23 protein-coding genes and 1 tRNA gene are annotated in these 26,603 nt (G+C 70.1%); 10 read left to right on the top strand and 14 right to left on the bottom strand.

Going from position 1 to position 26,603, the window contains the following annotated elements:
* Complete coding sequence (locus K6753_RS10545) at positions 1-987, bottom strand: RluA family pseudouridine synthase (RefSeq protein ID WP_223676397.1); 987 nt, start codon at positions 985-987, stop codon at positions 1-3.
* 562 nt (positions 988-1,549) lie between these two features.
* Here K6753_RS10545 and K6753_RS10540 point away from each other — a divergent pair.
* Positions 1,550-4,639 (top strand): Rne/Rng family ribonuclease, encoded by a 3,090-nt coding sequence (locus K6753_RS10540; protein WP_425492116.1) that lies wholly within the window; start codon positions 1,550-1,552, stop codon positions 4,637-4,639.
* Positions 4,640-4,738: 99 nt separating this feature from the next.
* Here the strand turns inward: K6753_RS10540 and K6753_RS10535 are convergent, their stop codons facing one another.
* Positions 4,739-5,386 carry a response regulator gene (locus tag K6753_RS10535; RefSeq protein WP_223676395.1) on the bottom strand — a complete coding sequence of 216 codons (648 nt, stop codon included), beginning with the start codon at positions 5,384-5,386 and terminating at the stop codon, positions 4,739-4,741.
* Positions 5,387-5,521: 135 nt separating this feature from the next.
* On the opposite strand from K6753_RS10535, the gene K6753_RS10530 reads away from it, so the two are divergent.
* Positions 5,522-5,797 (top strand): hypothetical protein, encoded by a 276-nt coding sequence (locus K6753_RS10530; RefSeq protein WP_223676394.1) that lies wholly within the window; start codon positions 5,522-5,524, stop codon positions 5,795-5,797.
* A gap of 46 nt (positions 5,798-5,843) precedes the next feature.
* Here K6753_RS10530 and K6753_RS10525 read toward each other — a convergent pair.
* Positions 5,844-5,933, bottom strand: a tRNA-Ser gene (locus K6753_RS10525).
* A gap of 59 nt (positions 5,934-5,992) precedes the next feature.
* The gene (locus K6753_RS10520; RefSeq protein WP_223676393.1) at positions 5,993-7,018 is read right to left on the bottom strand and encodes a LysR family transcriptional regulator; all 1,026 of its coding nucleotides are present in this window, start codon (positions 7,016-7,018) and stop codon (positions 5,993-5,995) included.
* Positions 7,019-7,131: 113 nt separating this feature from the next.
* Between K6753_RS10520 and K6753_RS10515 the strand changes: the two genes are divergently transcribed.
* Positions 7,132-7,698 (top strand): FMN-dependent NADH-azoreductase, encoded by a 567-nt coding sequence (locus K6753_RS10515; RefSeq protein WP_223676392.1) that lies wholly within the window; start codon positions 7,132-7,134, stop codon positions 7,696-7,698.
* Positions 7,699-7,733: 35 nt separating this feature from the next.
* Here K6753_RS10515 and serS read toward each other — a convergent pair whose 3' ends face one another.
* Complete coding sequence (gene serS / locus K6753_RS10510) at positions 7,734-9,014, bottom strand: serine--tRNA ligase (RefSeq protein ID WP_223676391.1); 1,281 nt, start codon at positions 9,012-9,014, stop codon at positions 7,734-7,736.
* 106 nt (positions 9,015-9,120) lie between these two features.
* On the opposite strand from serS, the gene K6753_RS10505 reads away from it, so the two are divergent.
* Positions 9,121-9,774 (top strand): energy transducer TonB, encoded by a 654-nt coding sequence (locus tag K6753_RS10505; RefSeq protein WP_223676390.1) that lies wholly within the window; start codon positions 9,121-9,123, stop codon positions 9,772-9,774.
* Positions 9,775-9,810: 36 nt separating this feature from the next.
* A complete protein-coding gene (locus K6753_RS10500) occupies positions 9,811-10,332 on the top strand; it encodes an energy transducer TonB (protein WP_223676389.1) in 522 nt (173 codons plus the stop codon).
* Here K6753_RS10500 and aroA read toward each other — a convergent pair.
* The gene (gene aroA, locus K6753_RS10495; protein ID WP_223676486.1) at positions 10,316-11,608 is read right to left on the bottom strand and encodes a 3-phosphoshikimate 1-carboxyvinyltransferase; all 1,293 of its coding nucleotides are present in this window, start codon (positions 11,606-11,608) and stop codon (positions 10,316-10,318) included. The two genes, K6753_RS10500 and aroA, sit on opposite strands and share 17 nt — an antisense overlap.
* Before the next feature lie 87 nt (positions 11,609-11,695).
* Positions 11,696-12,781, bottom strand: coding sequence for a 3-phosphoserine/phosphohydroxythreonine transaminase (gene serC / locus K6753_RS10490; RefSeq protein WP_223676388.1), 1,086 nt, complete (start codon positions 12,779-12,781; stop codon positions 11,696-11,698).
* 156 nt (positions 12,782-12,937) lie between these two features.
* Between serC and msrP the strand changes: the two genes are divergently transcribed.
* On the top strand, positions 12,938-13,909 hold the full coding sequence (gene msrP, locus K6753_RS10485; RefSeq protein WP_223676387.1) for a protein-methionine-sulfoxide reductase catalytic subunit MsrP: 972 nt from the start codon (positions 12,938-12,940) through the stop codon (positions 13,907-13,909).
* A 16-nt stretch (positions 13,910-13,925) separates the two neighbouring features.
* Positions 13,926-14,600, top strand: a complete 675-nt coding sequence (gene msrQ / locus K6753_RS10480; protein ID WP_223676386.1) for a protein-methionine-sulfoxide reductase heme-binding subunit MsrQ — start codon at positions 13,926-13,928, stop codon at positions 14,598-14,600.
* Here msrQ and K6753_RS10475 read toward each other — a convergent pair.
* Positions 14,585-15,379, bottom strand: coding sequence for an FHA domain-containing protein (locus K6753_RS10475; protein WP_223676385.1), 795 nt, complete (start codon positions 15,377-15,379; stop codon positions 14,585-14,587). The genes msrQ and K6753_RS10475 overlap by 16 nt on opposite strands.
* A gap of 109 nt (positions 15,380-15,488) precedes the next feature.
* On the opposite strand from K6753_RS10475, the gene K6753_RS10470 reads away from it, so the two are divergent.
* The 3 genes from K6753_RS10470 to K6753_RS10460 all read left to right on the top strand — a co-directional run bounded on the left by K6753_RS10470 (position 15,489) and on the right by K6753_RS10460 (position 17,342).
* Positions 15,489-15,764 carry a polyhydroxyalkanoic acid system family protein gene (locus K6753_RS10470; RefSeq protein ID WP_223676384.1) on the top strand — a complete coding sequence of 92 codons (276 nt, stop codon included), beginning with the start codon at positions 15,489-15,491 and terminating at the stop codon, positions 15,762-15,764.
* A 112-nt stretch (positions 15,765-15,876) separates the two neighbouring features.
* Complete coding sequence (locus K6753_RS10465) at positions 15,877-16,515, top strand: phasin family protein (protein WP_223676383.1); 639 nt, start codon at positions 15,877-15,879, stop codon at positions 16,513-16,515.
* A gap of 2 nt (positions 16,516-16,517) precedes the next feature.
* The gene (locus K6753_RS10460) at positions 16,518-17,342 is read left to right on the top strand and encodes an NAD-dependent protein deacetylase (RefSeq protein WP_223676382.1); all 825 of its coding nucleotides are present in this window, start codon (positions 16,518-16,520) and stop codon (positions 17,340-17,342) included.
* Positions 17,343-17,372: 30 nt separating this feature from the next.
* On the opposite strand, the gene K6753_RS10455 is transcribed toward K6753_RS10460, so the two are convergent.
* The 6 genes from K6753_RS10455 to K6753_RS10430 form a co-directional block, all read right to left on the bottom strand.
* Positions 17,373-18,557, bottom strand: coding sequence for a GGDEF domain-containing protein (locus K6753_RS10455; RefSeq protein ID WP_223676381.1), 1,185 nt, complete (start codon positions 18,555-18,557; stop codon positions 17,373-17,375).
* A gap of 55 nt (positions 18,558-18,612) precedes the next feature.
* Positions 18,613-20,478 (bottom strand): putative bifunctional diguanylate cyclase/phosphodiesterase, encoded by a 1,866-nt coding sequence (locus K6753_RS10450; protein WP_223676380.1) that lies wholly within the window; start codon positions 20,476-20,478, stop codon positions 18,613-18,615.
* Positions 20,479-20,717: 239 nt separating this feature from the next.
* Positions 20,718-21,596, bottom strand: coding sequence for a universal stress protein (locus K6753_RS10445; protein ID WP_223676379.1), 879 nt, complete (start codon positions 21,594-21,596; stop codon positions 20,718-20,720).
* Positions 21,597-21,606: 10 nt separating this feature from the next.
* Positions 21,607-23,091: a SulP family inorganic anion transporter gene (locus tag K6753_RS10440; RefSeq protein ID WP_223676378.1), complete on the bottom strand. Its 1,485-nt coding sequence runs from the start codon at positions 23,089-23,091 to the stop codon at positions 21,607-21,609.
* Positions 23,092-23,294: 203 nt separating this feature from the next.
* Positions 23,295-23,954, bottom strand: a complete 660-nt coding sequence (pdeM, locus tag K6753_RS10435) for a ligase-associated DNA damage response endonuclease PdeM (RefSeq protein WP_223676377.1) — start codon at positions 23,952-23,954, stop codon at positions 23,295-23,297.
* Positions 23,944-26,598, bottom strand: a complete 2,655-nt coding sequence (locus K6753_RS10430) for a ligase-associated DNA damage response DEXH box helicase (RefSeq protein ID WP_425492115.1) — start codon at positions 26,596-26,598, stop codon at positions 23,944-23,946. Before K6753_RS10430 ends, pdeM begins: the two co-directional genes overlap by 11 nt.
* Between the last annotated feature and the right edge of the window lie 5 nt (positions 26,599-26,603).

Raw genomic sequence — 26,603 nt, 5'->3', positions numbered from 1 at the left:
TCAGCCCTGGAGCCGGTCGAGCACGTCGACCAGCTCCGGCACCAGGGGCGCATTGAGCAGGTACGGCGTATGGCCATCGTCCAGTGCGAACTCCAGCGTGGACGCATGCAGGAACAGGCGTTTCAGCCCGACCTGTTCGCGCAGCCGCCGGTTCGCCTCGGCATCGCCGTATTTCGCGTCCCCGGCCACCGGGTGGCCGACGTGCTGGGCATGCACGCGGATCTGGTGAGTGCGCCCGGTTTCGATCCGCACCTCGCACCAGGACTGCCCGCCCCTGCGCTCGAGCAGCTTGAAGTGGCTCAGCGAGGCCTTGCCGGCCGGGCTGGAGGGGTCGACCACCTGAACGTGGCGCTCCCCGCCCTGGCGCAGGCCGATGTGCAGCGGCGCGTCCACGCTCATCACGCCATCGGGCATGCGGCCTGTCAGCAGCGCCAGGTACCGCTTGCGGATGGCGCCACCGGTGCCGGACTCCTCGCGCATCAGCGCCTGCAGTTCGGTCAGCGCCGAGCGCTTCTTGGCGACCAGCAGCAGGCCGGAGGTATCACGGTCGAGGCGGTGGACCAGCTCCAGCGACTGGTTCGGCCGCAGCGCCCGCAGGGTTTCGATCGCACCGAAGCTGATCCCGCTGCCGCCGTGGCTGGCCACCCCGGAGGGCTTGTTGAGGGCCAGCAGCCGCACGTCCTCGAAGACGATGGAGGCCTCCATCGCGTCCAAGAACCCCTTCGGCGGCGCGACCGTGTCGCCCGGCTCGCTGAGACGCACCGGCGGAATGCGGACCTCGTCGCCGCCGGCGAGCTTGCGCTCGGCCTTGGCGCGCCCCCCGTTCACACGGACCTGCCCCGAGCGCACCAGCTTGTAGACGAGCGACCGCGGCGCGCCTTTCAGCTGCCCGAGCAGGAAGTTGTCCAGGCGCTGGCCATCGCGGTCGTCGGGCACCCGCACGGTGCGGGCGCCGCCACGGGCACCCGGGGAAGCTGAATCGGTCATTCGCAAAGGGTTATCTGATACACTCGCGACGCGAGATAAGGTTTTGATTTCGCAGGAAGTTGCCGGCTACGGCGCGTGCATGTCACGCCCCCGTTCCGGGAAGGGGCCGAAAGCCCCGTCCTGCGTTTCCGTACCGTGCCTGACCACTGCCCCGGGGGCAGCCATGTTAGCAGCGACGGTCCGGCGGAACCGACCCTCGTCCGGCGGGTCCAACCCGCCTGCGATGAACACCCCCGCGTGACGCCCCGGTGGCTGCCTTCTGGCGCCGGATGTGGCCCGCGGATTACCCCGAGCGACGCGTGCGTCGCCGGCCCCCGAACCGGTTTCAAGCAAACAAGAGAAGCGCTCCCGCGGTCCGCCGTGGTGTCGTAGCGCTGGAAGTTGAGGTCCAGTCGGCGCGTGCGGACGCAGTTGAATCCGCACCGCCCCGCGGGTGGAACGCCCCGGGTTGAGACCCGCGGCCCAGGCCACGGGGTCGAGCCGACCGGACTTGAGTTCCCAGAGAGCGAAACGCCAGGGCGTTCCGCGCGGTAGAGCGCGCGAGGACGCAACAATGAAGCGTATGTTGATCAATGCGACGCAGGCCGAAGAGCTGCGCGTCGCGATCGTCGACGGCCAGAACCTGTACGACATCGATATCGAACAGCCGTCGAAGGAACAGAAGAAGTCCAACATCTACAAGGGCAAGATCACCCGCCTCGAGCCGTCGCTCGAGGCCGCGTTCGTCGAGTACGGCGCCGACCGCCACGGCTTCCTGCCGCTGAAGGAAATCTCCCGCGATTACTTCCAGGCCGGGGTCGACCACAACAAGGCCGGCCTGAAGGAACTGCTGCGCGAAGGCCAGGAAGTGGTCGTTCAGGTCGACAAGGAAGAGCGCGGCAACAAGGGCGCGGCCCTGACCACGTTCATCTCGCTGGCCGGCCGCTACATGGTGCTGATGCCCAACTCCCCGACCGCCGGCGGCGTCTCGCGCCGCATCGAGGGGGACGACCGCGCCGAGCTGAAGAAGGCGATGGACGCGCTTACCATCCCCGACGACATGGGCGTGATCATCCGCACCGCCGGCGTCGGCCGCGATGCCGAGGAGCTGCAGTGGGACCTGGACTACCTCGTCAGCGTCTGGAAGGCGATCACCGACGCCGCGCTCAGCAAGCCCGCGCCGTTCCTGCTGTACCAGGAGTCGCGCCTGATCATCCGCGCCCTGCGCGACTACATGCGCCCGGACATCGGCGAGATCCTGGTCGACACCGACGAGATGTACGCCGAGGCGCGCGAGTTCGTCGAGCAGGTCATGCCGCACAACATGCGCAAGCTCAAGCACTACACGGACGACACCCCGCTGTTCAACCGCTTCCAGATCGAGTCGCAGATCGAGAGCGCGTACGAGCGCGAAGTGCGCCTGCCATCGGGCGGCGCGCTGGTGATCGACCAGACCGAGGCGCTGACCGCGATCGACGTGAACTCCGCGCGAGCCACCAAGGGCAGCGACATCGAGGAGACCGCGTTCAACACCAACCTGGAAGCGGCCGAGGAGGTCGCACGCCAGATGCGCCTGCGCGACCTGGGCGGACTGGTGGTGATCGACTTCATCGACATGTCCTCCAACCGCCACCAGCGCGACGTGGAGAACCGGCTGCAGCAGGCCCTCAAGCAGGACCGCGCGCGCGTGCAGGTCGGCCGCATCTCGCGCTTCGGCCTGCTGGAAATGAGCCGCCAGCGCCTGCGCCCGAGCTTGGGCGAGTCCAGCCAGATCGTCTGCCCGCGCTGCGAGGGCCACGGCCGGATGCGCAGCGTCGAGTCGTTGTCGCTGTCGATCCTGCGACTGGCCGAAGAGCACGCGATGAAGGACAACACCGGCCAGGTGCTGGTGCAGGCGCCGATCGAGATCGCCACCTACCTGCTCAACGAGAAGCGCCGCGCACTGAGCGAGATCGAGCAGCGCCACGACGCGCCGATCGTGATCGTCGCCGACGACCAGCTGCAGACGCCGCACTTCGAGGTCACCCGCATCCGCGAGAACGAACTGGGCGAGGAAACCACCAAGCCCAGCTACCACCGCGGCACGCCGCGCAAGCTGCCGACGCATGCGCTGACCAAGGCCCACCTCAACATCCCGGCCGCGCCGGCGGTGACCAACGTCAAGCCGGCCCACCCTGCCCCGCTGCGCGAGTCGCGCGAAGTGCAGGCCGCGCCGGTCGCCCCCGCGCCGGCACCGGTCGTGGTCGCGCCGACGCATTCGGGCGGCGTGGTCGAGCGCATCCTGCGCTTCTTCCGCGGCCCGGCCGCCGCCACCGAGACCCGCGAAAAGCCGGCCCGTGAAGCACGCCGCGAAGAACGCGATGAGCGCGGCAACGGCCAGCGACGTGACGGCCGCAGCGGCAAGTCAGGCACACGCGATGGCCGCGATGGCCGTCGCAGCGAAGGTCGCGGCAACAAGCAGGGCGAAGCCGGCGGCAACCGCCAGAAGCAGAAGGCCCAGCCGAAGAACGAGCCGAAGCAGCCGCGCAACGAGCCCAAGCGCGAAGCCAAGCAGGACGGCCGCCAGGAACCGCGCCAGGGCCGCAAGGGCGGACGCGGCAAGTCCGAGGAGACGCCGGCCGAAGTGAGCCGTACCGCGGCGCACGCGCAGGAGACGCCCAGCGAGGCGCCAAAGCCGGCAGTTTCCGTGCCCGCAGCCGCGACCGCCGCTGTGGCCGTGGCCTCCGCGCAGGACAGCGCGCCCACGAGTGCTGACGAAAAGAAGACGCAAGCGAGTGCGGACGCCGCCGCCCAGCCGGGCGATGGCACCGACGCCGGCGCCGGCGAAGGCACCGGACGCCGCCGTCGCGGCCGTCGTGGTGGTCGTCGTCGCCGTCGTGGAGGCGATGCCGCCAGCGGTGAGAACGGCCAGGACGGCACCGGCAATGACGTGCTGTCGGGCGACGAAGACGACCATGCCGCCATCGAAGAGCGCCCCACGGGTGACGCCCAGCGGCCGCAGCCGGAGTTCGACTTCGAGGACGACGCGGCACCCACCCCGGCGCCTGCGCGTCGTCCGGCACCGCAGGCACCCCAGGCCGCCGCAGCTGACGCTGCAGCCCCGGTGGCGCCGGCCGTTGCCGCGGCCGCCGCGGTCGGTGGCCATGCCGATGCCGGCGACAACGTCGACACGTCGATGAAGCAGGACGCATCGACGCCCGAGGCCCCGACCCCGTCTGCTGCCAGGCAGCCGGTGACGGACACGCAGCCGCAGGCACCGGTCAAAACTGACGTGTCGGAGCCGGCCGCCGTCGCTGCACAGGCACTGTCCACTTCACCGGAATCGACATCGGTACCGGCGGACGAGCCCGAGGTGGAATCGGCGCCGGCGTCCGTGGCGAAGCCCGACGCGCCGCGTGCTGCCACCGCAGCCGCCGCGGCTGCCTCGGGTGCGGATGCAGCGCACGAGGACCGCTTGCCGGCCACTGCAGCGCCGACCGAGCGTGCGACGCCTGCTCCGGATGCGCTGCCGCGTACCGGCGGCCTGTTCGACGCCCCGCACGCGGACACCAATACCGCGACGGACCCGGCGGCGGATGGCGAAGAAACCGTTGCCGCCCCGCAGGTGCAGCCAAAGGCAGAAACCGCAGCGGTCGAAGGCGAAACCGGTAAGCCGGAGGAGCGCCACGCCTGACCCGCGTCCGCACCGCGCACGAAAAGAGAGGGCCGCGCAATGCGGCCCTCTCTCTTTTAGCAGGGTTCGCGCCCGTAGCCGCGAGGGCGGCGGCACGCGCTACATCGAGTCGACCGATTCGACCAATCCGTGGCGCCCTGCCAGGCGCGCCAGCGTGATTGCGTCCCGGATGCGCAGCTTCTCGAACAGCCGCGCCTTGTGCGTGTTTACGGTTTTCGCGCTCAGGCACAGGCGACGCGCGATTTCCTCCTGGCGCAAGCCGCGCACCAGCAGCATCGCAACCTCGGTTTCCCGCGGCGAGAGTGCATCGAAGGGATTGCCATGCCCGTCGATACTATGGAGGGCGAGGTTCTGAGCCACGGCGCTGGCCAGGTAGCGGCGGCCGAGATGCACTTCGCGCACCGCGTTCAGCAGCTCCTCCGCATCGCCGCCCTTGCCTACGTAGCCCGACGCCCCGGCCTCCAGCAGGCGCCGCGGCATCGGGCCGTCCTCCAGCACCGACACGATCACCACGCGGGTGGCGCGGTTGCCGCCGGTAATGCGTTCGGTCACTTCCAACCCGCTGATGCCGGGCAGGTTCAAGTCGCACAGCACCACGTCCGGCGCCAGTGCGCGGATCAATGGCAGTGCCTGCTCGCCGGTGTCGGCCTCGCCGATCACCTCGATGTCGTCGGTCGACGACAGGATCATGGACATGCCGGCGCGCACGAGCGCGTGGTCGTCCACGATGAAGACGCGAATGGTCATCCCTTTCCCCTTGGCGCCGTCCTGGCGCGGGCTGCAGGCTAAACGCCGGGGACGCGTGGCGCAACCCGGCGGATGCCGTGAGCGCCTCGACAGCACTTCATCGGCAGCGAACGCATCGCGGCGCATACTCCGTCGATGGCCACCCTCAACCAGTTGCGTACGCGACTCGACATTCTGGAAAACCGCGTACCCGGCATGGCACACCGGTCGGTCGGCACCGATGAGTTCTGGTCCGCATTCGAGCTCTACAGCGACAACATCCTCATCGACGCCGCCGGCCACCGCGATTACGTGCGAGCCCGGCTGGACGTCATGCGCACGGTCGCGTCGACGCATCTCGTGGCGGGTACGTCCACCATGCAACGCATCCAGGCCGCGGCGTCGAACCTCCTGAAGGCGTCGACCCGCTGATCGAACGCAGGCGTGCCGCGTGCGTACCGGGTGCGTGCGTACCGGATGGCGGAGAGAGTGGGATTCGAACCCACGGAAGGTTTGACCCTTCGCCGGTTTTCAAGACCGGTGCCTTAAACCGCTCGGCCATCTCTCCGAAACACTGCTTTCAATCCGATCACTGCGCTCAACCCGCGGCGCGAGGCGCGCGGGGCGTCATTTTGACACGGCCACGGCTGGTGCGGCACGGGACGGCGCGGGCATCGCTGCCTGCGCGAAGGCCTGCTGCTCATGCTCGCTGCAGGGCCCGCCCTTGATGTCCCGGCACGACAGGCGCGCGGTTTCCACCAGGCCAGGCACGCGCTCGGCGAGGAAGTCGATGAACACCCGCACCGCCGGCAACATGCCGCGCCGGGAGGCGAATACCGCATGGAAGATGCCCTGCGGCAGGCGCCATTGCGGCAGCACCACTTCCAGTTCACCCGCGCGCACGGCGTCGGAGCACACCGTTTCCGGCAGTAGCGTGATGCCGACGCCCTGCTTGGCCAGCGCCATCAGCATCGGAAAGTCGAATCCCATCACGCGCGGCTTCAGGTCCACGCGCCGCACCTCGCCGGCCGGGCCATGCAACTCCCAGCGCTGGCGCGCATCGTCCTCGCTCATGCTGAGGGTGACGTGGTCTTCGAGGTCGTCCGGACGGGTCGGCCGGCCCTGTTTGCGCAGGTAATCGGGACTGGCGACCAGCAGTTCCTGCACCTGGCCGAAGCTGCGCATTACCAGGCTGCCGTCATCGTCCAGCTTGGCGCGCACGCGCAGCGCCACATCGATGCCTTCGTTGATGATGTCGACGCGGCGGTTGCTGACCTGCAACTGCACGCGTACCTGCGGGTAACGCGCCAGGAACTCCGGCAGCAACTGCGGCATCTGCTGTTGTGCCATCCCGACCGGCACGCTGACGCGGATCACGCCGCGCGGCTCGGCACTGAGGCGGTCGACCACCTCGCGCGCGGCCTGCGCCTCGGCCAGCATCGACTGCGCATGCCGGTACACGCTGTTGCCGACTTCGGTCACCGCGAAGCGGCGGGTCGACCGCTGCAGCAGGCGCACGCCCAGGTCGGTTTCCAGCTGGCTGATGCGGCGGCTCAGGCGCGACTTGGGGATGCCCAGCGCGCGCTCGGCGGCAGCGAAACCGGAGTGCTCGACCACCATGGCGAAGTAGTAGAGGTCGTTGAGGTCGTGCATGGCGAAGTTCCACTATCAGAACAGTGGATCACATTTGAACAGGTTTATCCCACTGAGGCAACGGCCCAGATTGGGGGCACCGGCGGCGCGACCGCCCCTGACGGACCCCAGCCATGCACCTCCTCCACATCGACTCCAGCGCCCTGGGCGGCAACTCCGTGACCCGTGAACTGTCGGCCGCAATCGTCGCGCGCTGGCGCGACGCCCTGCCCGACCTGCGCATCAGCTATCGGGACCTCGACCTCGACCCGGTTCCGCACGTCACCGGGCGTGGCCTGTCCGGCGCGGATGCGGACGAGGTCGCGGCGGCCGCGCGCACGCTGGAGGAGTTCCTCGCTGCCGACGTCATCGTGATCGGCGCGCCCATGTACAACTTCTCCGTCCCCTCCACGCTCAAGGCCTGGATCGACCGCATCGCGGTGGCGGGCAAGACGTTCCGCTACACCGCCGACGGTGCGCAGGGACTGGCGGGCGGCAAGCAGGTCATCATCGCCAGCGGCCGCGGCGGATTGCACACCGGCGCGCCAAGCGACTTCCAGGAACCGTACCTGCGGCAGGTGTTCGGCTTTCTCGGCATCGACGAGGTGACGTTCGTCCGCGCCGAAGGCGTGGCGTACTCGCCAGAGCATCGTGCCGAGGCACTGGCCGCGGCGCATGCGTCGATCCCGGAGCCGGTCTGAGAGGCGGCGTAACGACCGCCCGTAATGCCTGTGTATCAGCCGACCCGCTCGACCCCGCCCATGTACGGCCGCAGCGCGTCCGGCACGGTGATCGAACCGTCAGCGTTCTGGTAGTTCTCCATCACCGCGATCAGCGCGCGGCCCACGGCGACGCCCGAGCCGTTGAGCGTGTGCATCAGCTCGGGCTTGCCCGTCTCCGGGTTGCGCCAGCGCGCCTGCATGCGGCGGGCCTGGAAGGCCTCGCAGTTCGAGCACGAAGAGATCTCCCGGTACGTGCCCTGCGACGGCAGCCAGACTTCCAGGTCGTAGGTGCGGGCAGCGGCGAAGCCCATGTCGCCGGTGCACAGCAGCACGCGGCGGTACGGCAGGCCGAGCTTCTCCAGCACGACTTCGGCACACCGGGTCATGCGCTCGTGCTCGCCGTTGCTTTCGCCGGGCCGCGCGATCGACACAAGCTCGACCTTTTCGAACTGGTGTTGTCGGATCATGCCGCGGGTGTCGCGCCCGTGGCTGCCGGCCTCGGCGCGGAAGCACATCGAATGCGCGGTCATGCGCAGCGGCAGCCCGGCGTCCTCGACGATGGTGTCGCGGACGATGTTGGTCAGTGGCACTTCGCTGGTCGGGATCAGGTAGCGCCGGCTTTCGCCCAGCTCGGTGGCGAACAGGTCGTCCTCGAACTTCGGCAGCTGGCCGGTGCCCTGCATGCTGTCGGCATTGACGATGACCGGGACGCTCGTCTCTTCGTAGCCGTGCTCGCCGGTGTGCAGGTCCAGCATGAACTGCGCCAGCGCACGGTGCAGACGCGCGATGCCGCCGCGCAACACGGTGAAGCGCGCGCCGCTCAATTTGGCAGCGGTGTCGCCGTCCAGCATGCCGTCGCGCGCGCCCAGCTCGACGTGGTCCTTGACCGGGAAGTCGAACTCGCGCGGCGTGCCCCAGCGATGCTGTTCGACGTTGTCGTTCTCGTCCGTGCCGTGCGGCACGTCGTCCTGCGGCAGGTTGGGCAGGCCCAGCGCGATGGCATCGAGTTCGGCCTTGATCGCTTCCAGCCGCGCCTCGCTGGCCTTGAGTTCATCGCCCAGCCCGGCAACTTCGGCCAGCAACGGCGCCACGTCCTCGCCCTTGGCCTTGGCCTGCCCGATCGCCTTGGAGCGCGCGTTGCGGGTGGCCTGCAACTCCTGAGTGCGCACCTGGATCTGCTTGCGCTCGACCTCCAGCGACTCCAGCCGCGCCGGGTCCAGGTCGAAGCCGCGCGACTGCTTGAGGCGGGCGGCGAGTTCGGCGGGGTTCTGGCGCAGCAGGGTGGGATCAAGCATGTCGGGGCCGGGCATCGCGTGGTCGGGCCGGCGATTATCGCCCGCAACCGCCCGCCTTGCCGACCCGTGCCAGAATGCGGGCCCCGTCGTCCGCCCAGGGTGTCCGATGCCCCGCGTTCCATCCGCTCCGCCGCGCCGCTCCTTCCAACTGTCCGACTGGACGCCCGGACGCCGCGCGTGGCTGTGGGTGGCGGGCGCGTTCGTCGCCGGGCTGCTGCTGTTCCTGCTGATCCGGCCCGGCGACGATGCCGCGCTGCCGGACGACGCTACGCCGCCCACCGCATCGCGCGCCGACTACGACCCTCTGCCTGCCCCCTTGCCGGCCGGCGAGCGCGAAGCCAGCGGCATGGACGACGAACGCCGGCGGCCGCCCGAGCCCGATGAGCAGCCGCAGTTGGTCGAGACGCCACCGCCGCCACCGCCCGAACCGCCGCCTGCGCCGGTCGCACCGACCACGCCCGCCGGCGTGCCCCTGGCATCGGGCTCGCGGCCCGAACCCATCGAAGGCCGGATGCCACCGCCGTCCTACCCTGCCCTCGCGCTACGCCGCGGCGAAAGCGGCACCGTGGTGGTGCGTGCCGAAGTCGGGCCCGATGGCGTGCCCACGTCGGTCTCGGTGGCCCGCAGCAGCGGCTCGCGCACGCTCGACCGCGCCGCGGTCTCGGCGGTCAACCGCTGGCAGTTCCGCCCCGCCCAACTCGAGGGCCGCCCGACGGTGGGCAGCGTGCTGGTGCCGATCGAGTTCAAGCCGCAACGGTAGTGGCGACCGGCCCGGCCGTCCGTATTGGAGCAAGCGATGGTGTCACCTGATCGCAACGCGCGAAACACGGGTTCACCCCGCAGCCTGTTGTGGCTGGTGGTGATGGCATTGATCGTGGCCGCCGCAGTGTGGGCGCTGCGATCCACGGACGACGGCATCAGGCCTGCCGGACCGGAAACCGATCAGTCCGTTACCCGTTCGGCGCCCGAGGCCGCACCCGTGGTGATCGACGAGAGCGCGACGTCGACCGGTACACCACCGGCCAGCGGTCGCCCGGCCAACGCGCCGGCCGAACCCATTCCTGCGTCGGCCATCCCGCCCCAGTTTCCCCTGGAGGCCGTGCGGCGTGGCGAAAGCGGCCAGGTGCTGCTGAAGGTGCCGGTAGCCGTGGACGGCACGCCGGGCGGCATCTCGGTGGCGCGCAGCAGCGGCTCGGAACTGCTCGACCGCGCCGCGTTGGACGCCGTGTCACGCTGGCGGTTCCGGCCCGCACGACGCGATGGCGACGATGTCGCATCGACGCTGGAAATCCCGATCGACTTCAGGCCGCCGGGCTGACCTCACGCAGGCCGAAACCGGCACCAGCGGCGAGATCGACGAATCCTGGAAACGACGTCGCGACGTTCACGACGTCATCGATCTCGACCTCGCCGTCGGCCAGCTGCGCCGCGACGGCAAAGCTCATCGCGATGCGGTGATCGCCGCGGCTGTCGATGCGTCCTCCCTGGATGCGGCCGCCCTCGATCGCTGCGCCGTCGGGCGCCTCGTCCACCGACACACCGAGCGCGCGCAGGCCCTGGGCCATGGCGGCGATGCGGTCGGACTCCTTGACGCGCAGTTCCGACGCGCCCCGCACCACCGTGCGCCCCCGCGCCGCAGCGGCGGCGACGAACAGCGCCGGGAACTCGTCGATCATGTCCGGCACCCAGGCCTCGGGCACCTCGATGCCGCGTAGTGGTGCGTAGCGCACGAGCAGATCGGCGACGGGCTCGCCACCGGAGGTGCGCGGGTCGTGTTCGACGATGTCGGCACCCATCGCGCGCAGGACGTGCAGCAGGCCGATGCGGCGGGGGTTCATCCCGACCGCCGGCAGGCGAAGTTCGGAGCCGGGCACCACCGTCGCAGCGACGATGAAGAACGCCGCCGATGAAAAATCCGCCGGCACATACACCTCGGTCGCGCGCAGGCTGTGGCCGCCGTCGAGCGACGCATAGCCCGGCTCGAACCGGACCGGATAGCCGAAGGCCTCCAGCATCCGCTCGCTGTAGTCGCGCGTCGGGTGCGGCTCGCGCACGGTGGTCGTGCCGTTTGCATAGAGGCCCGCCAGCAGCAACGCGGACTTGACCTGCGCGCTGGCGACGGGGAGCGCATAGTCGATCCCCCGCAGCGCCTGCCCGCCATGCACGTGCAGGGGTGGACGACCGCCATCGCTGCTCTCGATGCGCGCACCCATGCGCTGCAATGGCTCGATTACTCGCGCCATCGGCCGCGCCGACAGCGACGTATCGCCGGTCAGCACGCTGTCGAATGCCTGGCCGGCGAGCACACCCGCCAGGAGCCGCATGCCCGTGCCGGCGTTGCCGCAGTCGATCGTGCCGGCACCCTGCAGGCCGTGCAGGCCAACGCCTTGCACGACGCGCTCGGCATCACCCGGCGCCTCGATGCGCACGCCCATGCGCTCGAACGCACGCGCCGTGGCACGGGTGTCCTCGCCTTCCAGGAAGCCATGGATGTGCGTGGTGCCCTCGGCCAGCGCACCCAGCATCACCGCCCGGTGCGAGACCGACTTGTCGCCGGGCACACGGACCTCGCCCTGCAGCGGACCACCCGGCATGGCACGCCAGGCGCGCTGGTCGGCCGCGCTCACGACACGGCCCGGGGCGGCGTCGAACGACAGCACATGGCGGGTGACGGGTCCCGCTCAGCCATGGCGCTGCTGGAAGTCGCGCATGAACGCAGCCAACGCCTCCACGCCCGCCTCAGGCATCGCGTTGTAGATCGACGCACGCATGCCACCCAAGGCGCGGTGACCCTTGAGCGAGATCAACCCCGCGTCCTTGGCCTCGGCCAGGAACGGCTTGTCCAGCGCCTCGTCGCGCAGGAAGAACGGCACGTTCATCCGCGAGCGCACGGCCGGTGCGACCTCGTTGCGGTAGAAGCCGTCCGACCCGTCGATCGTGCGGTAGAGCAGCGCGGACTTGCGGGCATTGCGCGCGGCGAATTCCTCCACGCCGCCCTCGGCCAGCATCCACTTGAAGACCAGGCCCGCCAGGTACCAGTTCCACGTCGGCGGCGTGTTGAGCATGGACTCGCCCTTGACGTGGCTGCGGTAGTCCAGGATGTCGGCGCGCGGCTGGCCGGCGCGCTCGAGCAGGTCGCGGCGCACGATCACGACGCTCACGCCCACCGGGCCCAGGTTCTTCTGCGCACCGGCGTAGATCACGCCGAAGCGCGAGACGTCCAGCGGCTCGGACACGATGGACGAACTGAAGTCGGCGAACAGCGGAACATCGCCGACGTCGGGGAGTTCGCGGAACTCCACGCCGTGGATGGTCTCGTTGGCGGTGACGTGCACGTAGGCCGCGCCGGGCGTCAGCGTCCAGTCCGCTCGCGGCGGGATGTCGCGGAAGCCGCCGGCTTCGCCGCTGGCCGCGACGTGGGCCTGCACATAGTGATTCACCTGCTTGAGCGCGGTCTTGCCCCAGTGGCCGGTCACGACGTAGTCGGCAGCCTGCCCCGGTTCGGCGAAGTTGAGCGCCAGCAGCGCCTGCTGCATCGTCGCCCCGCCCTGCAGGAACAGCACCGCGTAGTCGTCCGGGATCGACATCAGCGTCCGCAGGTCGGCCTCGGCTTCGGCGGCCACCTGCATGAACTCCGGGCCGCGGTGGCTGAGTTCGACGATGGAGGCCCCGACGCCGTGCCAGTCGAGCATCTCGGCCTGGGCCTGTTCCAGGACGGCCTGCGGCAGGGTGGCGGGACCGGCACTGAAGTTGAAGGCGCGCGACATGGAACGCTCCGGCTGGATTGGGGTCCCAGAGTATGCCGCAGCGCAGCACGCACGCCACGTCCCTGCATCGCGCGTCGGCACGTGCATCCTTTTCACCGCCGCGTCCGTCTAATGGAGGACGCCACCGCTATCGCCACTGCAGTCAGGGAGACGCCCATGTCCTTGCGCGATGCATTGCGCATCCCCGCCGCCGAGATCACCGACGAGGCCGTGTACCGCGACCGCCGGCGACTGCTGGCCGCCATGGCCGCCGCGCCGGCCCTCTCGTTGGCCGGATGCGCCGAGTCCGCCCCACCCCCGCCCGCGTCCAATGTCCGCATCAGCCCCGAGCAGGCGCGCGCCGGCTTCGTGACCGACGAGGTCAAGACGAGCTACCAGGACGTCACCACCTACAACAACTTCTACGAATTCGGCACCGGCAAGTCCGACCCGTCGCGCGCGGCCAAGACCCTGCAGACCTCACCGTGGTCCGTCGCGGTGGGTGGCGAATGCGAGAAGCCGGGCACGGTGTCGCTGGCAGACCTGCTCAAGGGCATCACGCCGACCGAGCGCATCTACCGCCTGCGCTGCGTGGAAGGCTGGTCGATGGTGATCCCGTGGCTGGGCGTGCCGCTGGCGGATGTGCTCAAGCGCTTCGCGCCGACGTCCAAGGCGAAGTTCGTGGCCTTCACCACGCTGGCGGACCGCAAGCAGATGCCCGGCATCGCCTACCGCTCGATCAACTGGCCGTACCGCGAGGGCCTGCGCATCGACGAGGCGATGCATCCGCTGGCATTCCTCGCCACCGGGCTCTACGGCAAGCCGCTGCCGCAACAGAACGGCGCGCCGCTGCGCCTGGTGGTGCCGTGGAAATACGGGTTCAAGAGCATCAAGTCGATCGTCGCCATCGATTTCGTCGAGAAGCGTCCACGCACGGCCTGGAACGACCTGCAGCCGAGCGAGTACGGCTTCTTCTCCAACGTGAACCCCAACGTCGACCACCCGCGCTGGAGCCAGAAGACCGAGCGGCGCATCGCCGGCACCGGAAGCAAGCTCTTCGCCGACCGCATTCCGACGCGCCTGTTCAACGGGTACGCGGACCAGGTGGCGGGCCTCTATGCCGGCATGGACCTGCGCCAATGGTTCTGATGCGGGCGGTGCGCTGATGGCGGGGGCACCGAAGCGCAAGACCTCCACGGCGATGGTCGCCGCGAAGGCGGTGGTGCATGCGCTGGCACTGACGCCCGCCGCGATCCTGGCGTGGCAGATCCGGCAGGAATGGCTGACCGGCAGCGGCGGGTTGGGTGCGGACCCCGTCGCGGAGATCGAACACCGGCTCGGCACCTGGGCCCTCCGGCTCCTGTTGATCACATTGGCGGTCTCGCCACTGCGCCAGTGGACCGGCCAGCCGCAGCTGCTGCGCTTCAGGCGGATGCTGGGCCTGTACGCGTTCTTCTACGCGACGCTGCACCTGGCCGCCTACCTGGTGCTCGACCTGCGCGGCTACTGGGCGCTGGTGTTCGAGGAGATCGTCAAGCGCCCCTACATCACCGTCGGTTTCGCCGCGTGGCTGCTGCTGGTGCCGCTGGCCGTGACCTCCACCCAGGCGGCCATCCGCCGGCTGGGTCGGCGTTGGGGGCAACTGCATAAGCTCGTGTACGCCATCGCGGCGCTGGCGGTGCTGCACTTCTGGTGGATCGTGAAGTCGGACATCCGCGAACCGCTGCTGTATGCGGCGATCCTTGCCGTCCTGCTGGGCTGGCGTGCGATGCGTGCGTGGCAGCGTCGACGCACGGCGGCCGCGTCGCCGGCGGCGGCTCGCGCTCAGCGAGTGCCGTAGAGCAGCAGCAGGCTCAAAGCGCCCGACAGCAGCAACGCCGCCAGCAGCAACCACGGGAGTCGGCGGGCCGAATCGAGCAGGCGCTCAGGCGTCGCGGCATCGGGCTCCGGCCCTGCCGCCTCGTCGGCGATATCGACACTCGCCTGCGTCCGGCCCGGCGCACGCGGGGCCTCCAGCACGAAGCGGTACCCGTCGATCGCCAGCTGGTCGCCGGCCCGTAGCAGCGCGTGGCGCACGGGATGGCCGTTGACTTGGCTGCCCTGCTCCGAACCGAGGTCGCGCAGCACCGCACCGCCCTCGCACGGCACCAGCCGTGCATGGCGCTCGGCAAGCGCCGGCTCATCCATCCGCACGTCGCAGTCACGCGCGCGGCCGATGGTGACCACGTCCTCCAGCGGATGGCAGCGGCCGTGCAATGGCCCGCCCACGGCGCGAAGCACCAGCCGTGACTCCTCCGTCGCCGGCTCGTCCTGTGCAGGCGCGGCATCCGGAGCCGGGCCCACCAGCACCAGTTCGACGCCTTCCACGAACACCGCATCGCCCGGCCGCAGCATGGCCATGCGACGGACGGGCCGGCCATTGACGTGGACGCCACGCACGCCCTCGGCGAGCTGCATCCAGATGCCGCGACGGTCGATACAGAACTGCGCGAGCATCGGTTGGCCGATGCCCACCAGCGCCATCTCACCGCGGCCATCGCGGCCCACGGCATGCACGCCCGGTGTCAGCACCAGGTCGGACAGGTCTCGGTCGGGGCGTCGCAGTCGAAGGTCGTTCACGCCGGCGCAATCTAGCACGGGGCTGCGCGCCGTCACGCGGACTTCGTTCGGGCTTGGAGCGCTGCGCCCGCGGCCGCACAATGGCCCCCCACCCCTCGCGGTCCGCCCCATGTCCAGCATCGACATCCGCCATGCCCACTCACTGCCTCCCGCACAGGCCCGCGTGGCGGTGCAGGAAGTGGCCGACAAACTCGTCGAGCGTTTCGGCGTGACGTGCACCTGGCAGGGCGACATCCTCAACTTCAGCCGCAGCGGCGTCGACGGTCGCATCGCGCTGGCACCGCAGGAGTTGCACGTCACCGCGCAGCTGGGCTTCCTGCTCAGCGCGATGAAGGGTCCGATCGAGAGCGAGATCCACCGCGTGCTGGGCGAACGCTTCGGCTGATGCGCCTTTCGCCCCTCGCGCGTCGTCGGGCGATGGTTTGAAAGCCGGCGCTGGTGTGAAAGCTCTAGCCCGCGGTCGGAAGGTTCAGTGCCACCCCGATTCCGGAGGTCCCATGGCCACGCGAAGCACCCGCAAGACATCCGCACGTCGTCCCGCCGCCGGCGCCACGCCGGACGCGGACAGCCCGGCCTCGCAGGCCGAGCAACTTTCGCGCTCGCTGAGCGAGTCGGCGCAGCAGATCTGGCTGGCCGGCCTGGGCGCATTCAATCGCGCACAGGCGGAAGGCACGCGTCTGTTCGAGGGCCTGGTCAGGGACGGGCTCGGGCTGGAACAGCAGGCGCGCCGTGTCGCAGGCGTGCAGGCCGAAGCCGCGCGCCGCAACGTCGAGAGCACGGTCGATACCGCGCGTGAGCGCGCCAGCGAGACCTGGGACCGGTTCGAGAAAGGGTTCGAAGACCGCGTGCACCGCACCCTGGTGCGCCTGGGCGTGCCCGACCGCAACGACCTGGCCGACCTGAGCCGCCGGGTCGATGCGCTGACGGCCGAGCTGCGCCGGCACGGTGTGGAGGCCGTACCAAAGGCACGCACGCGCCCGGCCACGCGGACGGCGGCGTCCCGCTCGCCAATCAAGAAGGCCGCCGCGAAGAAGGTGGCCGGCGCTGGCAAACGGGCCACCAAGGCCGCTTCACCACGCACGCCCGATCCCGCCAAGCCCACCCGCGCGGCGACCACCCGCCGCACACGCGGTTGACCGTGTCCGTCGACGTCGTCGAAGCCACCGCGCGCCTGCGCGACTGGCTCGCGGCGCACCGGCGCGTGTTCGTATTGACGGGTGCGGGCTGCAGCACCGGATCGGGCATCCCCGACTACCGCGATGCCGATGGCGCATGGAAACGTCGTGCGCCGATCACCTACCAGTCATTCACCGGTGACGCCGCCATGCGCACGCGCCACTGGGCACGCAGTGTCGTGGGCTGGCCGATGGTGGAGCGCGCACGTCCGAACGCCGCGCACCTGGCCATCGCCGACGCGGGCCACGCCGGGCGTATCATGGCGCTGGTCACGCAGAATGTCGACGGACTGCACCAGCGGGCCGGCAGCCGGGATGTCATCGACCTGCACGGCCGGATCGGCGAGGTCGTGTGTCTCCAGTGCAGCCGGCGCATGCCGCGCGCCGCGCTGCAGGACGAACTCGTGCAGCTCAACCCGGGCTGGGGCGACCGCGTGGCCGCGCATGCACCCGACGGCGATGCCGACCTGGACGACGACGAGGTCGCCGGCTTCCGGGTGGCGCCATGCGGCGACTGCGACGGCATGCTGAAGCCAGATGTCGTCTTCTTCGGCGAGAACGTCCCGCGCGAGCGCGTTGCGCGCGCCGCCGCGGCGCTTGCGGACGCCGACGCGATGCTGGTCGTGGGCTCGTCGCTGATGGTGTACTCCGGTTACCGCTTCGCCCGCGCTGCACGCGAGGCCGGCAAGCCGTTGGCCATCCTTACGCGTGGCGTCACGCGGGCCGATGCGCTGGCCACCCTGAAGATCGATGCCGACTGCACGCAGGTGCTGCCCGGGGCGTGGTAGCCGGACCCGTCCGGTGCGGGGGCTACGGACTCAGGCCGAGGCGTCGTGCGGCACGCCATCGCTGCGTGCGGCCACCAGCAGGCGGTCCCGCCCGGTGCTCTTGGCGCGGTACAGCGCCTCGTCGGCGCGGCGCAGCATCGACGAGAGGTCTTCGCCCTGTTGCCGTTCGGCCAGGCCGCCGCTGAGCGTGCAACCCAGCGCCTCCTGTGCCAGCGCGAAGTCCGCGCGTACGCGCTCGGCGAATCGCCATGCTTCCTGCAACGACGCCGTGCGCGCCAGCACCACGAACTCCTCGCCACCCAGGCGCGCGGCGATGTAGTCCTTGCCCTCGCGGCTGCGGATGATCCGGCCCAACTCCGCCAATGCATCGTCGCCGGCCTGGTGGCCGTGGGTGTCGTTGACCTGCTTGAAGTGGTCGATGTCAAGGAACACCAGGCACCCCGGCCGCGTGCGCACGCGGCCACCGGTACCACGTCCCAGCGATTGCGCGGCGACCGCCTCCCACCCGCTGCGGTTGAGCAGGCCAGTCAGCGGGTCGGTCCGCGCCTGCCACCACAGGTTCATGCTCTGCAGGTAGGCGCGGGCGGCGAACTCCGACCGGTAGCGGCGCAGCATCCAGCCGAAGCCCAGCGTCGCGAACACGTACAGCCAGTACATGGTCTGGCCCGAGGCGGGCGCGCCATGCAGTTCGACACGCACCAGGCTCAGCAGCAGCACGACGCCTACGAACAGTGCCATCGCCCGACGCCGCACCAGCAGCGCGAGCATCGCGATCGGCAGCATGTTGAACAGGCCGGTACGGAACGCCAGTTGCGGGATCGCACCCGGCATCGGGACGGACAAGAAGACCCCCAGTACCGCCGTGTAGGCCAGCAGCACGGCAAGCCGCACGTACCAGCGCGTCTGGTACCAGACCAGCAGCGGCGTGAATGCCAACACCAGGCCCACCACCACCGACAGCGCCGGCGGATAGCCGATGCCGGCCACCCACCCCAACGCTTCCAGGCAGCCCAGCAGTACCAGCAGTACCGCGCCGCCCAGCATCACCGTCGCCATCGCGGGCTGGGTGACCGACACCTGCAGGTTCACCAGCTTCTGGCGATCGGCCGGCTCCAGGCGCGACCACGAGCTGCGGAACAGCGCCAGCATCGCCCGCAGCGGCGAACGCCTTTCCCGTCCCAGCAAGGGGCCGGCCACAGTGTCGTCGGTACTCATGGTCTCGAAGTCGTGAGTTGGAACAGCAGGGCGTACGGCCGGGCAAAGAGCGCGATCATGTGCGTGGCGGCGTCAAGGCCGCGTGCGCCGCGCGATGGAACGATGCCGCTCCGGGTGCCGGTCCGCGCCCCTCCAGGAACGCCGGGAAGGACTCCGGCGGCAGCGCGGCCGAATACAGGAACCCCTGTGCCCGCGTGACCCCCAGCGCCAGCAACGCGGCGCGCTGGCGCTCGTCCTCCACGCCCTCGGCCACCACTTCCAGCCCGAGCCGCCGCGCCATGTGCACCACGGCCTCGAGGATCGCCTGGTCGAACGGATCGTCGGGCAGCGCCCGTACGAACGAACGGTCGATCTTGATCGTGTCGATCGGCAGCGCCTTGAGGTAGGCCAGCGACGAATGCCCGGTGCCGAAGTCGTCGATCGCCAGGCCGACGCCCAATGCACGCAACCGCGCCAGTGCCGCCGCGCCACCCACCGTGTCCATGACTGCGGTTTCGGTGATCTCCAGGCACAACCGCTGAGGGGCGATGCGACTGCGCTGCAGTGCGCCGGCCACGTGTTCGACCAGGCCGGCGTCATCGAACTGGCGGGCCGACACGTTCACCCGGACCCGCAACGACGGGTCGGGCCAGCGCGAGGCGAGCTGGCAGGCGCGTTCCAGTACCCAACGCCCGACCGGGATGACGAGGTCGCTGGCCTCGATCACGTCGATGAACTCGGCGGCCGGCACCCAGCGTCCGTCGTTGTGCCAGCGCAGGAGCGCTTCGGCGGACACGCAGCGGCCGGTCTCTAGGTCCACCTCCGGCTGGAAGTGGACTTCGAAATCCTGGCGCGCGAATGCCTGGCGCAACGTGTTCTCGCGCTCGGCCGACAGGCGCAGCGAAGCGACATGGCCGGTATCGAACACCGCCAGGCGCGCACCCTCGCGGCGCTGGGCACGGCGGCTCGCAAGCTCTGCGTGGTGCAGCAGCGTTTCGGGCGACCAGACGTGCAGGTCCCGCGCGAACGCGATGCCCGCCGACGCTTCGCAACGCATGCCGACGTCCAGCGCATCGCCTTCTTCGATCGCCGCCAGGCATGTGCGGGCAAGAGGAGCGAGCGCCGCCTCTTCCAGACCGGGCCGCGGTATCAGCAGGAATGCCTCGTTGCCGATGCGCCCCAGCTGGCCGTTGGCGCCCACGGCACGGCGCAAGCGGTCGCTGGCCGTGCGCAGGATGCCCTCGACGTCGCCCGCGCAGGCGGCCAGGTTTAGTTGCAGGTGGATGACCGACAGCGTCGACAGGGCCCCGGGCGTGGTCGAACCCAGCGTCTGCAGCCAGTCGATCACGCAGTACCGGTTGGGGAGGCGCGTGGTCGCGTCCTGCTCGGCGGTGGCCTTGATGTTGGCCTGGGCGGCGGTGCGTCGCTCGCGTTCGTGGATGAGGGCGAGGTGGTCGCCGATGCTGGCCGCGAATGCGCGCTCGGACGGTGTCCATGCGCGCGACCCTTCCACCATCTCGTGGCAGATGACGCCGACCACGCCGTCGGCCGTCCGGATCGGCGCATCCATGGTGGCGACCACGCCGTACCGGCGCAGGTAGCGACCGAGGCAGTTGTCCGCATGTTGCGCATCGCCGACATCCTCGGCATGCACCACGCGCGAGCCCAGCAGCGACGCGACGTACGGCGCGGCCAGGTCGAGGTGGTCACCGGGCGCGGGCTCGTGCCGGGCCTGGCGCCGGTCGAAGCCGTGGATGCAGCGCAGCACGCCGGCGCTCTCGTCCACGCGCCACACGTTGACCCGGTCGACGTCCAGCGCGGACGCAGCGGTTTCCGAAACCACCCGCAACACGTGCTCGTGGCAGTCCGGCGCCCGCCCGATGGCATGCGCCAGGCCGACCAGTGCCTGTTCGAAGCCTGCTTCCCGCGTCGCGTTGCCCATGAACCCCGCTGCCTGTCGAGAGAACACCCCCGGGACGCTGGACTGGCTGGCGTGAAACGGGCGCGAACCGACCGCGTGCCCCATCCACCGCAACGTCCATGCACATTCCCCTGCGGTCTGTAACGGCCGGGGACGTCACGACTTTAGGAAGCATGTGCGCGGGATTGCGCGCATGGGTGCGCACGACCGGGACGCGGCCGTACGGGCGCCCGCAACCGGACGCCGACCTGCCGGCGTGCTCAGCGCAACAGCAGCACGGGTATCGGGCAGGTCCGCAGCATCGTGGTCGTGGTGCTGCCCACGATGAGCTGGCGGATGCGGGAATGCCCGTAGGCACCCATCACCAGCAGGTCGATGCCCTCCTCGCGGACGGCATCGGCAATGGCGCTGTCGGGCTGGCCATCGCGCAGTGAGGCCGCCGCCTCGAACCCGGCCACCGCGAGCACGTCCTTCGCCCAGTGCAGCTGCGAACGCGGCGTCTCGCCATCCTTGCCGGCCATGAGGATGCGAACTTCCAAGCCGCGGAACAGCGGGCTGGCGGCGATCATCTCGATGCCCTTGCGGGTGGTGGCGCTGCCGTCGAACGCCACCAGCACGCGCCTGATTGGCCGGAACGCGCGCGAGGCCACCAGCAGCGGCCGGTGCACGGCGCGCACGACGCGCTCCAGGTTGCCGCCGAGGTGGCCCCTGGCGAAGTCGGCATGGCTGCCGCGCTTGCCCAGTACGAACAGGCGCACGCCTGGCTCCTGTTCGGTCAGCGTGTCGACCAGGCCGCCGTGACGCTGCCGGGTGTCGGCACCCGCGGCGCCCATGTCGGCTGCGAACCCCTTGGCCTCCTGCAGCAGCAGGCGACCCTGCTCCTGCGCCAATGCGCTGCGGCGTTCGTCCAGCTGCGCCAGCTCGCCGAGCAGGCGCTCCTGCTCGCCCAGCTCGAGATTGCCGCTGTAGTCGGCGGCGGGCGCGACTTCCGGGTGGCGGTCCAGGACATGGAGCAGTTCCAGCGGCGCCCCCAGCCGGGCGGCAGCCCAGCCCGCATGGCGGGCGACGCTTTCGGTATAGGTCGAGCGGTCGATGGCGGCCAGTACGCGGCCTTCGGTGTGGATCAGTGGCGTGGTCATGACGCGCTCCTCAATGGCCCGACAGGCGTGCGACGGCATCGGGCTTGTCGTACACGCCCAGCCGGTCCACCAGCGTCATGCTGGCATCGTTCATGCCGATCAACTCGACCTCGGTGCCCTCGCGGCGGAACTTGAGCACCACCTTGTCCAGCGCGCCGACCGCGCTGAGGTCCCAGAAATGTGCGCGGCTGACATCAATGCGCACCCGCTGCAGCACTTCCTTGAAGTCGAAGCCGGCAACGAATTTCTCCGCGGATACGAAGAACACCTGGCCGGTCACCGTGTAGTGGCGCGCCGCGCCGTCCTCGGCGGCGACCGAACCCACGTGCAGCACGCGGCCGACCTTGCGTGCGAAGAACAGCGCCGACAGCAGCACGCCGGTCAGCACGCCCTTGGCCAGGTCGTGGGTCAGCACGGTGACGACGACGGTCGCGATCATCACCACGCTGGAGGACTTCGGGTGGGTCTTGAGGTCGCGCACCGAGGCCCAGCTGAAGGTGCCGATCGACACCATGATCATCACCGCCACCAGCGCGGCCATGGGGATCTGCTTCACCCATGGCCCGGCGAACACCACCAGCAGCAACAGCACCACGCCGGCGACCAGCGTCGACAACCGCCCGCGGCCCCCGGATTTCACGTTGATCACCGACTGCCCGATCATCGCGCAGCCCGCCATGCCGCCCAGCAGGCCCGCGGCGATGTTGGCCACGCCCTGCCCGGTCGACTCGCGGTCCTTGTCGCTGGGCGTGTCGGTCAAGTCATCGACGATCTGCGCCGTCAGCAGCGACTCCAGCAGACCCACGATCGCCAGCGTGATCGACACCGGCAGGATGATCTGCAGCGTCTCCAGCGTCAGCGGCACCTGCGGCAGCAGGAACACCGGCAGGCTGTCGGGCAGCTCGCCCATGTCGCCGACGGTGCGGATGTCCAGCTTCAATGCGATGGCCACCAGCGTCAGCAGCACGATGGCCACCAGCGGCGACGGCACGGCGCGGGTCAGGCGCGGGAACAGGTAGATGATCGCCAGGCCGGCCGCGGTCATCGCGTACACCGTCCAGGGCACGTCGATCAGCTCGGGCAACTGGGCCATGAAGATCAGGATGGCCAGCGCGTTGACGAAGCCGGTGATCACCGACCGTGAGACGAACCGCATCAGTTGGGCCAGCTTGAAGAAGCCCGCGGCGATCTGCAGCACGCCCGTCAGCAGCGTGGCGGCCAGCAGGTACTGCAGGCCGTGGTCGCGCACCAGCGTGACCATCACCAGCGCCATGGCACCGGTGGCGGCGGAAATCATGCCGGGTCGGCCACCGGCGAAGGCGATGACCACCGCGATGCAAAACGAGGCGTAGAGGCCGACCTTGGGGTCGACGCCGGCGATGATGGAAAAGGCGATGGCCTCTGGAATGAGCGCAAGCGCCACGACGAGGCCGGCGAGCACGTCGCCACGGATGTTGCCGAGCCAGTCCTGGCGCAGGCGGGTAAGCGTATTCAAGGTGCGGTATCCACAGGTGATGCAAGGACGCCGGCGGGACCGGCGGCACGGGCCAGCGTCCGCGAGTGGCGGAGCGAAAGGCGGACGGCATCAGGCGCTAGGGCGGCGTGGGCACGTGCTGGGGAACTCGCTGGAGACGGCGCGCCGGAAGGCTTCGACGGCGCTGCGACGCGCGGCATTCTACACGCGCCGGTGGTCCCGCCCTACCCGTGCAGTAGCGTCAGCTGCCCCTGCACGCAGATCGCCACTGCCTCGTCGGGACGTGGCGACACCACCGCACCGCCAGTGAAGGCGGAGAACGCCGGCAACATCGTGAGCCCGGGTCGCAGCCAGAACACCGGCCACCGCCGGCGCATGCCCGGCAGCGACACGCACGGGTGCAGGTGGCCGCACAGCACGTGCAGCGCCGGGTGGTCCTCGGGTGCATGGCGGAACGCGAACGGGCCTTCGTCGATCGCCTCGCCCAGCAGTTCGATCCCCAGCTCGACGCGCGCCAGCGCGCGGTCGTGGTTGCCGACCAGGGCCGCCACGCGCAACCAGGCGTGCCGCTCGCGCCACTCACGCCACGTGCGCTGCCAGGCGGTGTCGTTCGCCGGGCCATGCAGCACGTCGCCGAGCATCCACAGCTCGCGTGCGCCACTCGCCTCCACCAGCCGGTCCAGCCGCGACAGATCCTGAGACGTCCCACCCGCCGGCAGGCTGATGCCCGCCCGGCGGAACACGTCGCCCTTGCCCAGGTGCAGGTCGGCGATCATCAGCCGCCATTGCGCGGGCCAATACAGCGCGCGGTCGCCGTACAGGCGCATCGCTTCGCCGGCGATGGTCCGGTCGAGTGTGGCCTGCGGGGCGGGATCAGGCGCCATGGCGCTGCTCCAGCTGCTGCGCGGCGCGGGCGACCCGCGTGCTCCAGTCCTCGGTGCTGAGCTGGCCGCGCAGGCTTTCGGCCCACAGCGGGAACGACAGCGGCGTCAGGCTGCGCGGCGTGCGCAGGTCGATCGCCAGGCCCGACAAATCGTCCAATGACTCGCGCAACCGGCGCACTTCCAGCTGGCTGGAAAAGACTTCTCGTTCGGCCTGTTCCAGCAGCAGGTGACCCGGGTCGTGCTGGCGCAGCACGTCGAACAGCAACCCGCTGGAGGCCTGCAGCTGCCGCATGGACCTCGGCGTGCGTCCGGGCAGCGATGGGGGCAGCAGGCCGGCGATGCGCGCGACCTCGCGGAACTGCCGGCGCGCCAGCTCGCCCAGGTTGAGGCTCTCGCGCAGGTCGTCTTCCAACCCGTCGGAGGTGAGCATGGCCTGCAGCTCCAGCTCGTCCAGCATGTCCTCGCCGGCCGGCGACAGTGCCAGCCCGTAGTCGTTGAACGCCAGGCTGAAGGTGTTGCGGCGCAGCCGGCCCCAACGCAGCGCCAGCAGCGCGGCCAGGCCCTCGTGCACCAGGCGGCCGGCGAACGGAAACAGGAACAGGTGGCGCCCGTCACGCCGACGCGCGGTTTCCACCAGCAATCGCCCGGGCACCGGCAACGACGACAACTCAGCCTGCAGTCCGAGCAGCGGCCGCATCGCGCGCATCTCGGGACTGGCGTCCGGGTCGGCGAGGACGGCCTGCACTTCGTGGGCGAGTTCCGATGACAGCGGCATTCGCCCGCCCGCCCACTTCGGCACGCGTCCGTCATTGCCGGCGGTGCGGCGCACGTAGGCGGTCATGTTTTCCAGCCGCACCAGCACCAGGCTGCGACCCGCGAACTGGAAACGGTCGCCCGGCCGCAATCGCGCGATGAAGCTTTCCTCCACCGACCCCAGGCCGCCCCCCTTGAGGTACTTCACCGAGACCGAGCCGTCGCTGGTGATGGTGCCTATCGACAGACGGTGCCGGAACGCGACGCGGCGGTCCTCGACGCGATAGAGGCCGTCGTCATCGCGCACCACGCGCCTGAAATCGGGGTAGTGCTCCAGCGCGCGGCCGCCCTGCACGATGAAGTCGAGCACGGCTTGCCACGCCACCTCGTCGAGCCCGGCGAACGCATGCGTGCCGCGCACTTCGGCCAGCAGTGCGTCGCGATCGAACCCGCCGCCCAGTGCCAGCGTCACGCAATGCTGGGCCAGCACGTCCAGGCTCAGGCGCGGCGGCGGGCGCGCCTCGATCTCACCGCGCGCCACCACGCGGCGGGCTGCGGCGTACTCCACCAGCTCCAGCGCATGCGACGGCACGCAGACGATCTCACCCGACTCGCCGGGCCGGTGGCGGGCGCGACCCGCGCGCTGCAGCATCCGCGCCGCGCCCTTCGGGCTGCCGACCTGCAGTACCTGGTCCACGGCCGGGAAGTCGACGCCCAGGTCTAGGCTCGAAGTCGCGACCACGCAGCGGATACTGCCGTCGCGCAGCCCCGCTTCGGCCGCGGCACGCAGCTTGGAGTCGAGCGAGCCGTGGTGCAGGGCCAGCGTGTCCAGCGGCTCGGGCCATACCGCCGACAAGGCCTGGTGCCACAGCTCGGCCTGCGCACGGGTGTTGGTGAACAGCAGGCTGGTGCGCTGCTTGAACAGCTGGTCGACCACGCGCGGCAGCTGCGACAGGCCGAGGTGGCCGGCCCACGGGAAGCGCGTGCCGGGCGGCGGGATCAGCGTGTGCAGCGTCATGGGCCGTGGCCGCACGCCTGCAACCAGCGGTGCATCCGGCCGGTGCGGCAGCAGCACGTCGCGCGCCTCCTCCAGGTTGCCCAGCGTCGCCGACAGGCCCCAGGTCCGAAGCGCAGGCGCCACGGCGCGCAACCGGGCCAAGGACAGCTGGAGCAGCACGCCGCGCTTGTTGCCGAGCAGCTCGTGCCATTCGTCGACGATGACGCACTGCAGTCCGCTGAAGTGAGCGGCGGTGTCCGGATACGACAGCAGCAGGGACAGCGATTCCGGCGTGGTGACCAGCACGTCCAGCCGCCCGGCACGCGCCAGGCGTCGGTCGCGCGCGGAGGCATCACCGGTGCGCAGGCCGACCTGCCAGTCCAGGCCCAGCGCGTCGATCGGCTCACGCAGCGCACGCAGCGTGTCGGCCGCCAGTGCACGAAGCGGCGTGATCCACAGCACCTTGAGGGAGGCGTCGGGCGCGACGCGCCGACGCTTGGTCGAAGTCGAGGAGGCGGCGCCTGCGCCCCCTTGCCCATCATTCCCGCGTAGGCCGGACTCCAAGGACGTTGTTGCTGACGGTTTCACGTCCATGGATTCCCGTCTTCGCGGGAATGACGATGGAGGGGTCCGATTTTCCAACGTGTCTTCTGTGCGCCTCGCGATGGACCCGGCCGACAGATCCAGGGCCAACGCCTGGATCAACGGCCCACCGAACGCCGCGAGCGTTTTGCCGCTTCCGGTCGGCGTGTGCAGCAGGCCGGAGCCACCGTCGAGGTACAGCCCCCACATCCGGCGCTGGAACGGCAACGGCTTCCAGCCGCGTTCCGTGAACCAGTCGCCGAGCCGTTTCCGCGCCGCCGCCAGCGCGCGCTTGGACGGCGCGCCTTTCAGGGGCG

Source organism: Novilysobacter selenitireducens, from assembly GCF_020026895.1.
Lineage (GTDB): Bacteria > Pseudomonadota > Gammaproteobacteria > Xanthomonadales > Xanthomonadaceae > Lysobacter_C > Lysobacter_C selenitireducens.
This window is presented reverse-complemented; position numbering and strand designations above follow the sequence as displayed.

Coding starts and splice junctions, on each gene's coding strand:
- serC (WP_223676388.1), bottom strand. CDS start 12,781: ATGTCGCGCGCCTTCAACTTCAGTGCCGGTCCCGCCACCCTGCCGCAG.
- K6753_RS10455 (WP_223676381.1), bottom strand. CDS start 18,557: ATGAGTACCGACGACACTGTGGCCGGCCCCTTGCTGGGACGGGAAAGG.
- aroA (WP_223676486.1), bottom strand. CDS start 11,608: ATGCCGGGTGGTCCGCTGCAGGGCGAGGTCCGTGTGCCCGGCGACAAG.
- msrP (WP_223676387.1), top strand. CDS start 12,938: ATGTCCTTGCGCGATGCATTGCGCATCCCCGCCGCCGAGATCACCGAC.
- msrQ (WP_223676386.1), top strand. CDS start 13,926: ATGGCGGGGGCACCGAAGCGCAAGACCTCCACGGCGATGGTCGCCGCG.
- K6753_RS10445 (WP_223676379.1), bottom strand. CDS start 21,596: ATGACCACGCCACTGATCCACACCGAAGGCCGCGTACTGGCCGCCATC.
- pdeM (WP_223676377.1), bottom strand. CDS start 23,954: ATGGCGCCTGATCCCGCCCCGCAGGCCACACTCGACCGGACCATCGCC.
- K6753_RS10450 (WP_223676380.1), bottom strand. CDS start 20,478: ATGGGCAACGCGACGCGGGAAGCAGGCTTCGAACAGGCACTGGTCGGC.
- serS (WP_223676391.1), bottom strand. CDS start 9,014: ATGCTTGATCCCACCCTGCTGCGCCAGAACCCCGCCGAACTCGCCGCC.
- K6753_RS10535 (WP_223676395.1), bottom strand. CDS start 5,386: ATGACCATTCGCGTCTTCATCGTGGACGACCACGCGCTCGTGCGCGCC.
- K6753_RS10470 (WP_223676384.1), top strand. CDS start 15,489: ATGTCCAGCATCGACATCCGCCATGCCCACTCACTGCCTCCCGCACAG.
- K6753_RS10530 (WP_223676394.1), top strand. CDS start 5,522: ATGGCCACCCTCAACCAGTTGCGTACGCGACTCGACATTCTGGAAAAC.
- K6753_RS10545 (WP_223676397.1), bottom strand. CDS start 987: ATGACCGATTCAGCTTCCCCGGGTGCCCGTGGCGGCGCCCGCACCGTG.
- K6753_RS10500 (WP_223676389.1), top strand. CDS start 9,811: ATGGTGTCACCTGATCGCAACGCGCGAAACACGGGTTCACCCCGCAGC.
- K6753_RS10465 (WP_223676383.1), top strand. CDS start 15,877: ATGGCCACGCGAAGCACCCGCAAGACATCCGCACGTCGTCCCGCCGCC.
- K6753_RS10505 (WP_223676390.1), top strand. CDS start 9,121: ATGCCCCGCGTTCCATCCGCTCCGCCGCGCCGCTCCTTCCAACTGTCC.
- K6753_RS10515 (WP_223676392.1), top strand. CDS start 7,132: ATGCACCTCCTCCACATCGACTCCAGCGCCCTGGGCGGCAACTCCGTG.
- K6753_RS10540 (WP_425492116.1), top strand. CDS start 1,550: ATGTTGATCAATGCGACGCAGGCCGAAGAGCTGCGCGTCGCGATCGTC.
- K6753_RS10520 (WP_223676393.1), bottom strand. CDS start 7,018: ATGCACGACCTCAACGACCTCTACTACTTCGCCATGGTGGTCGAGCAC.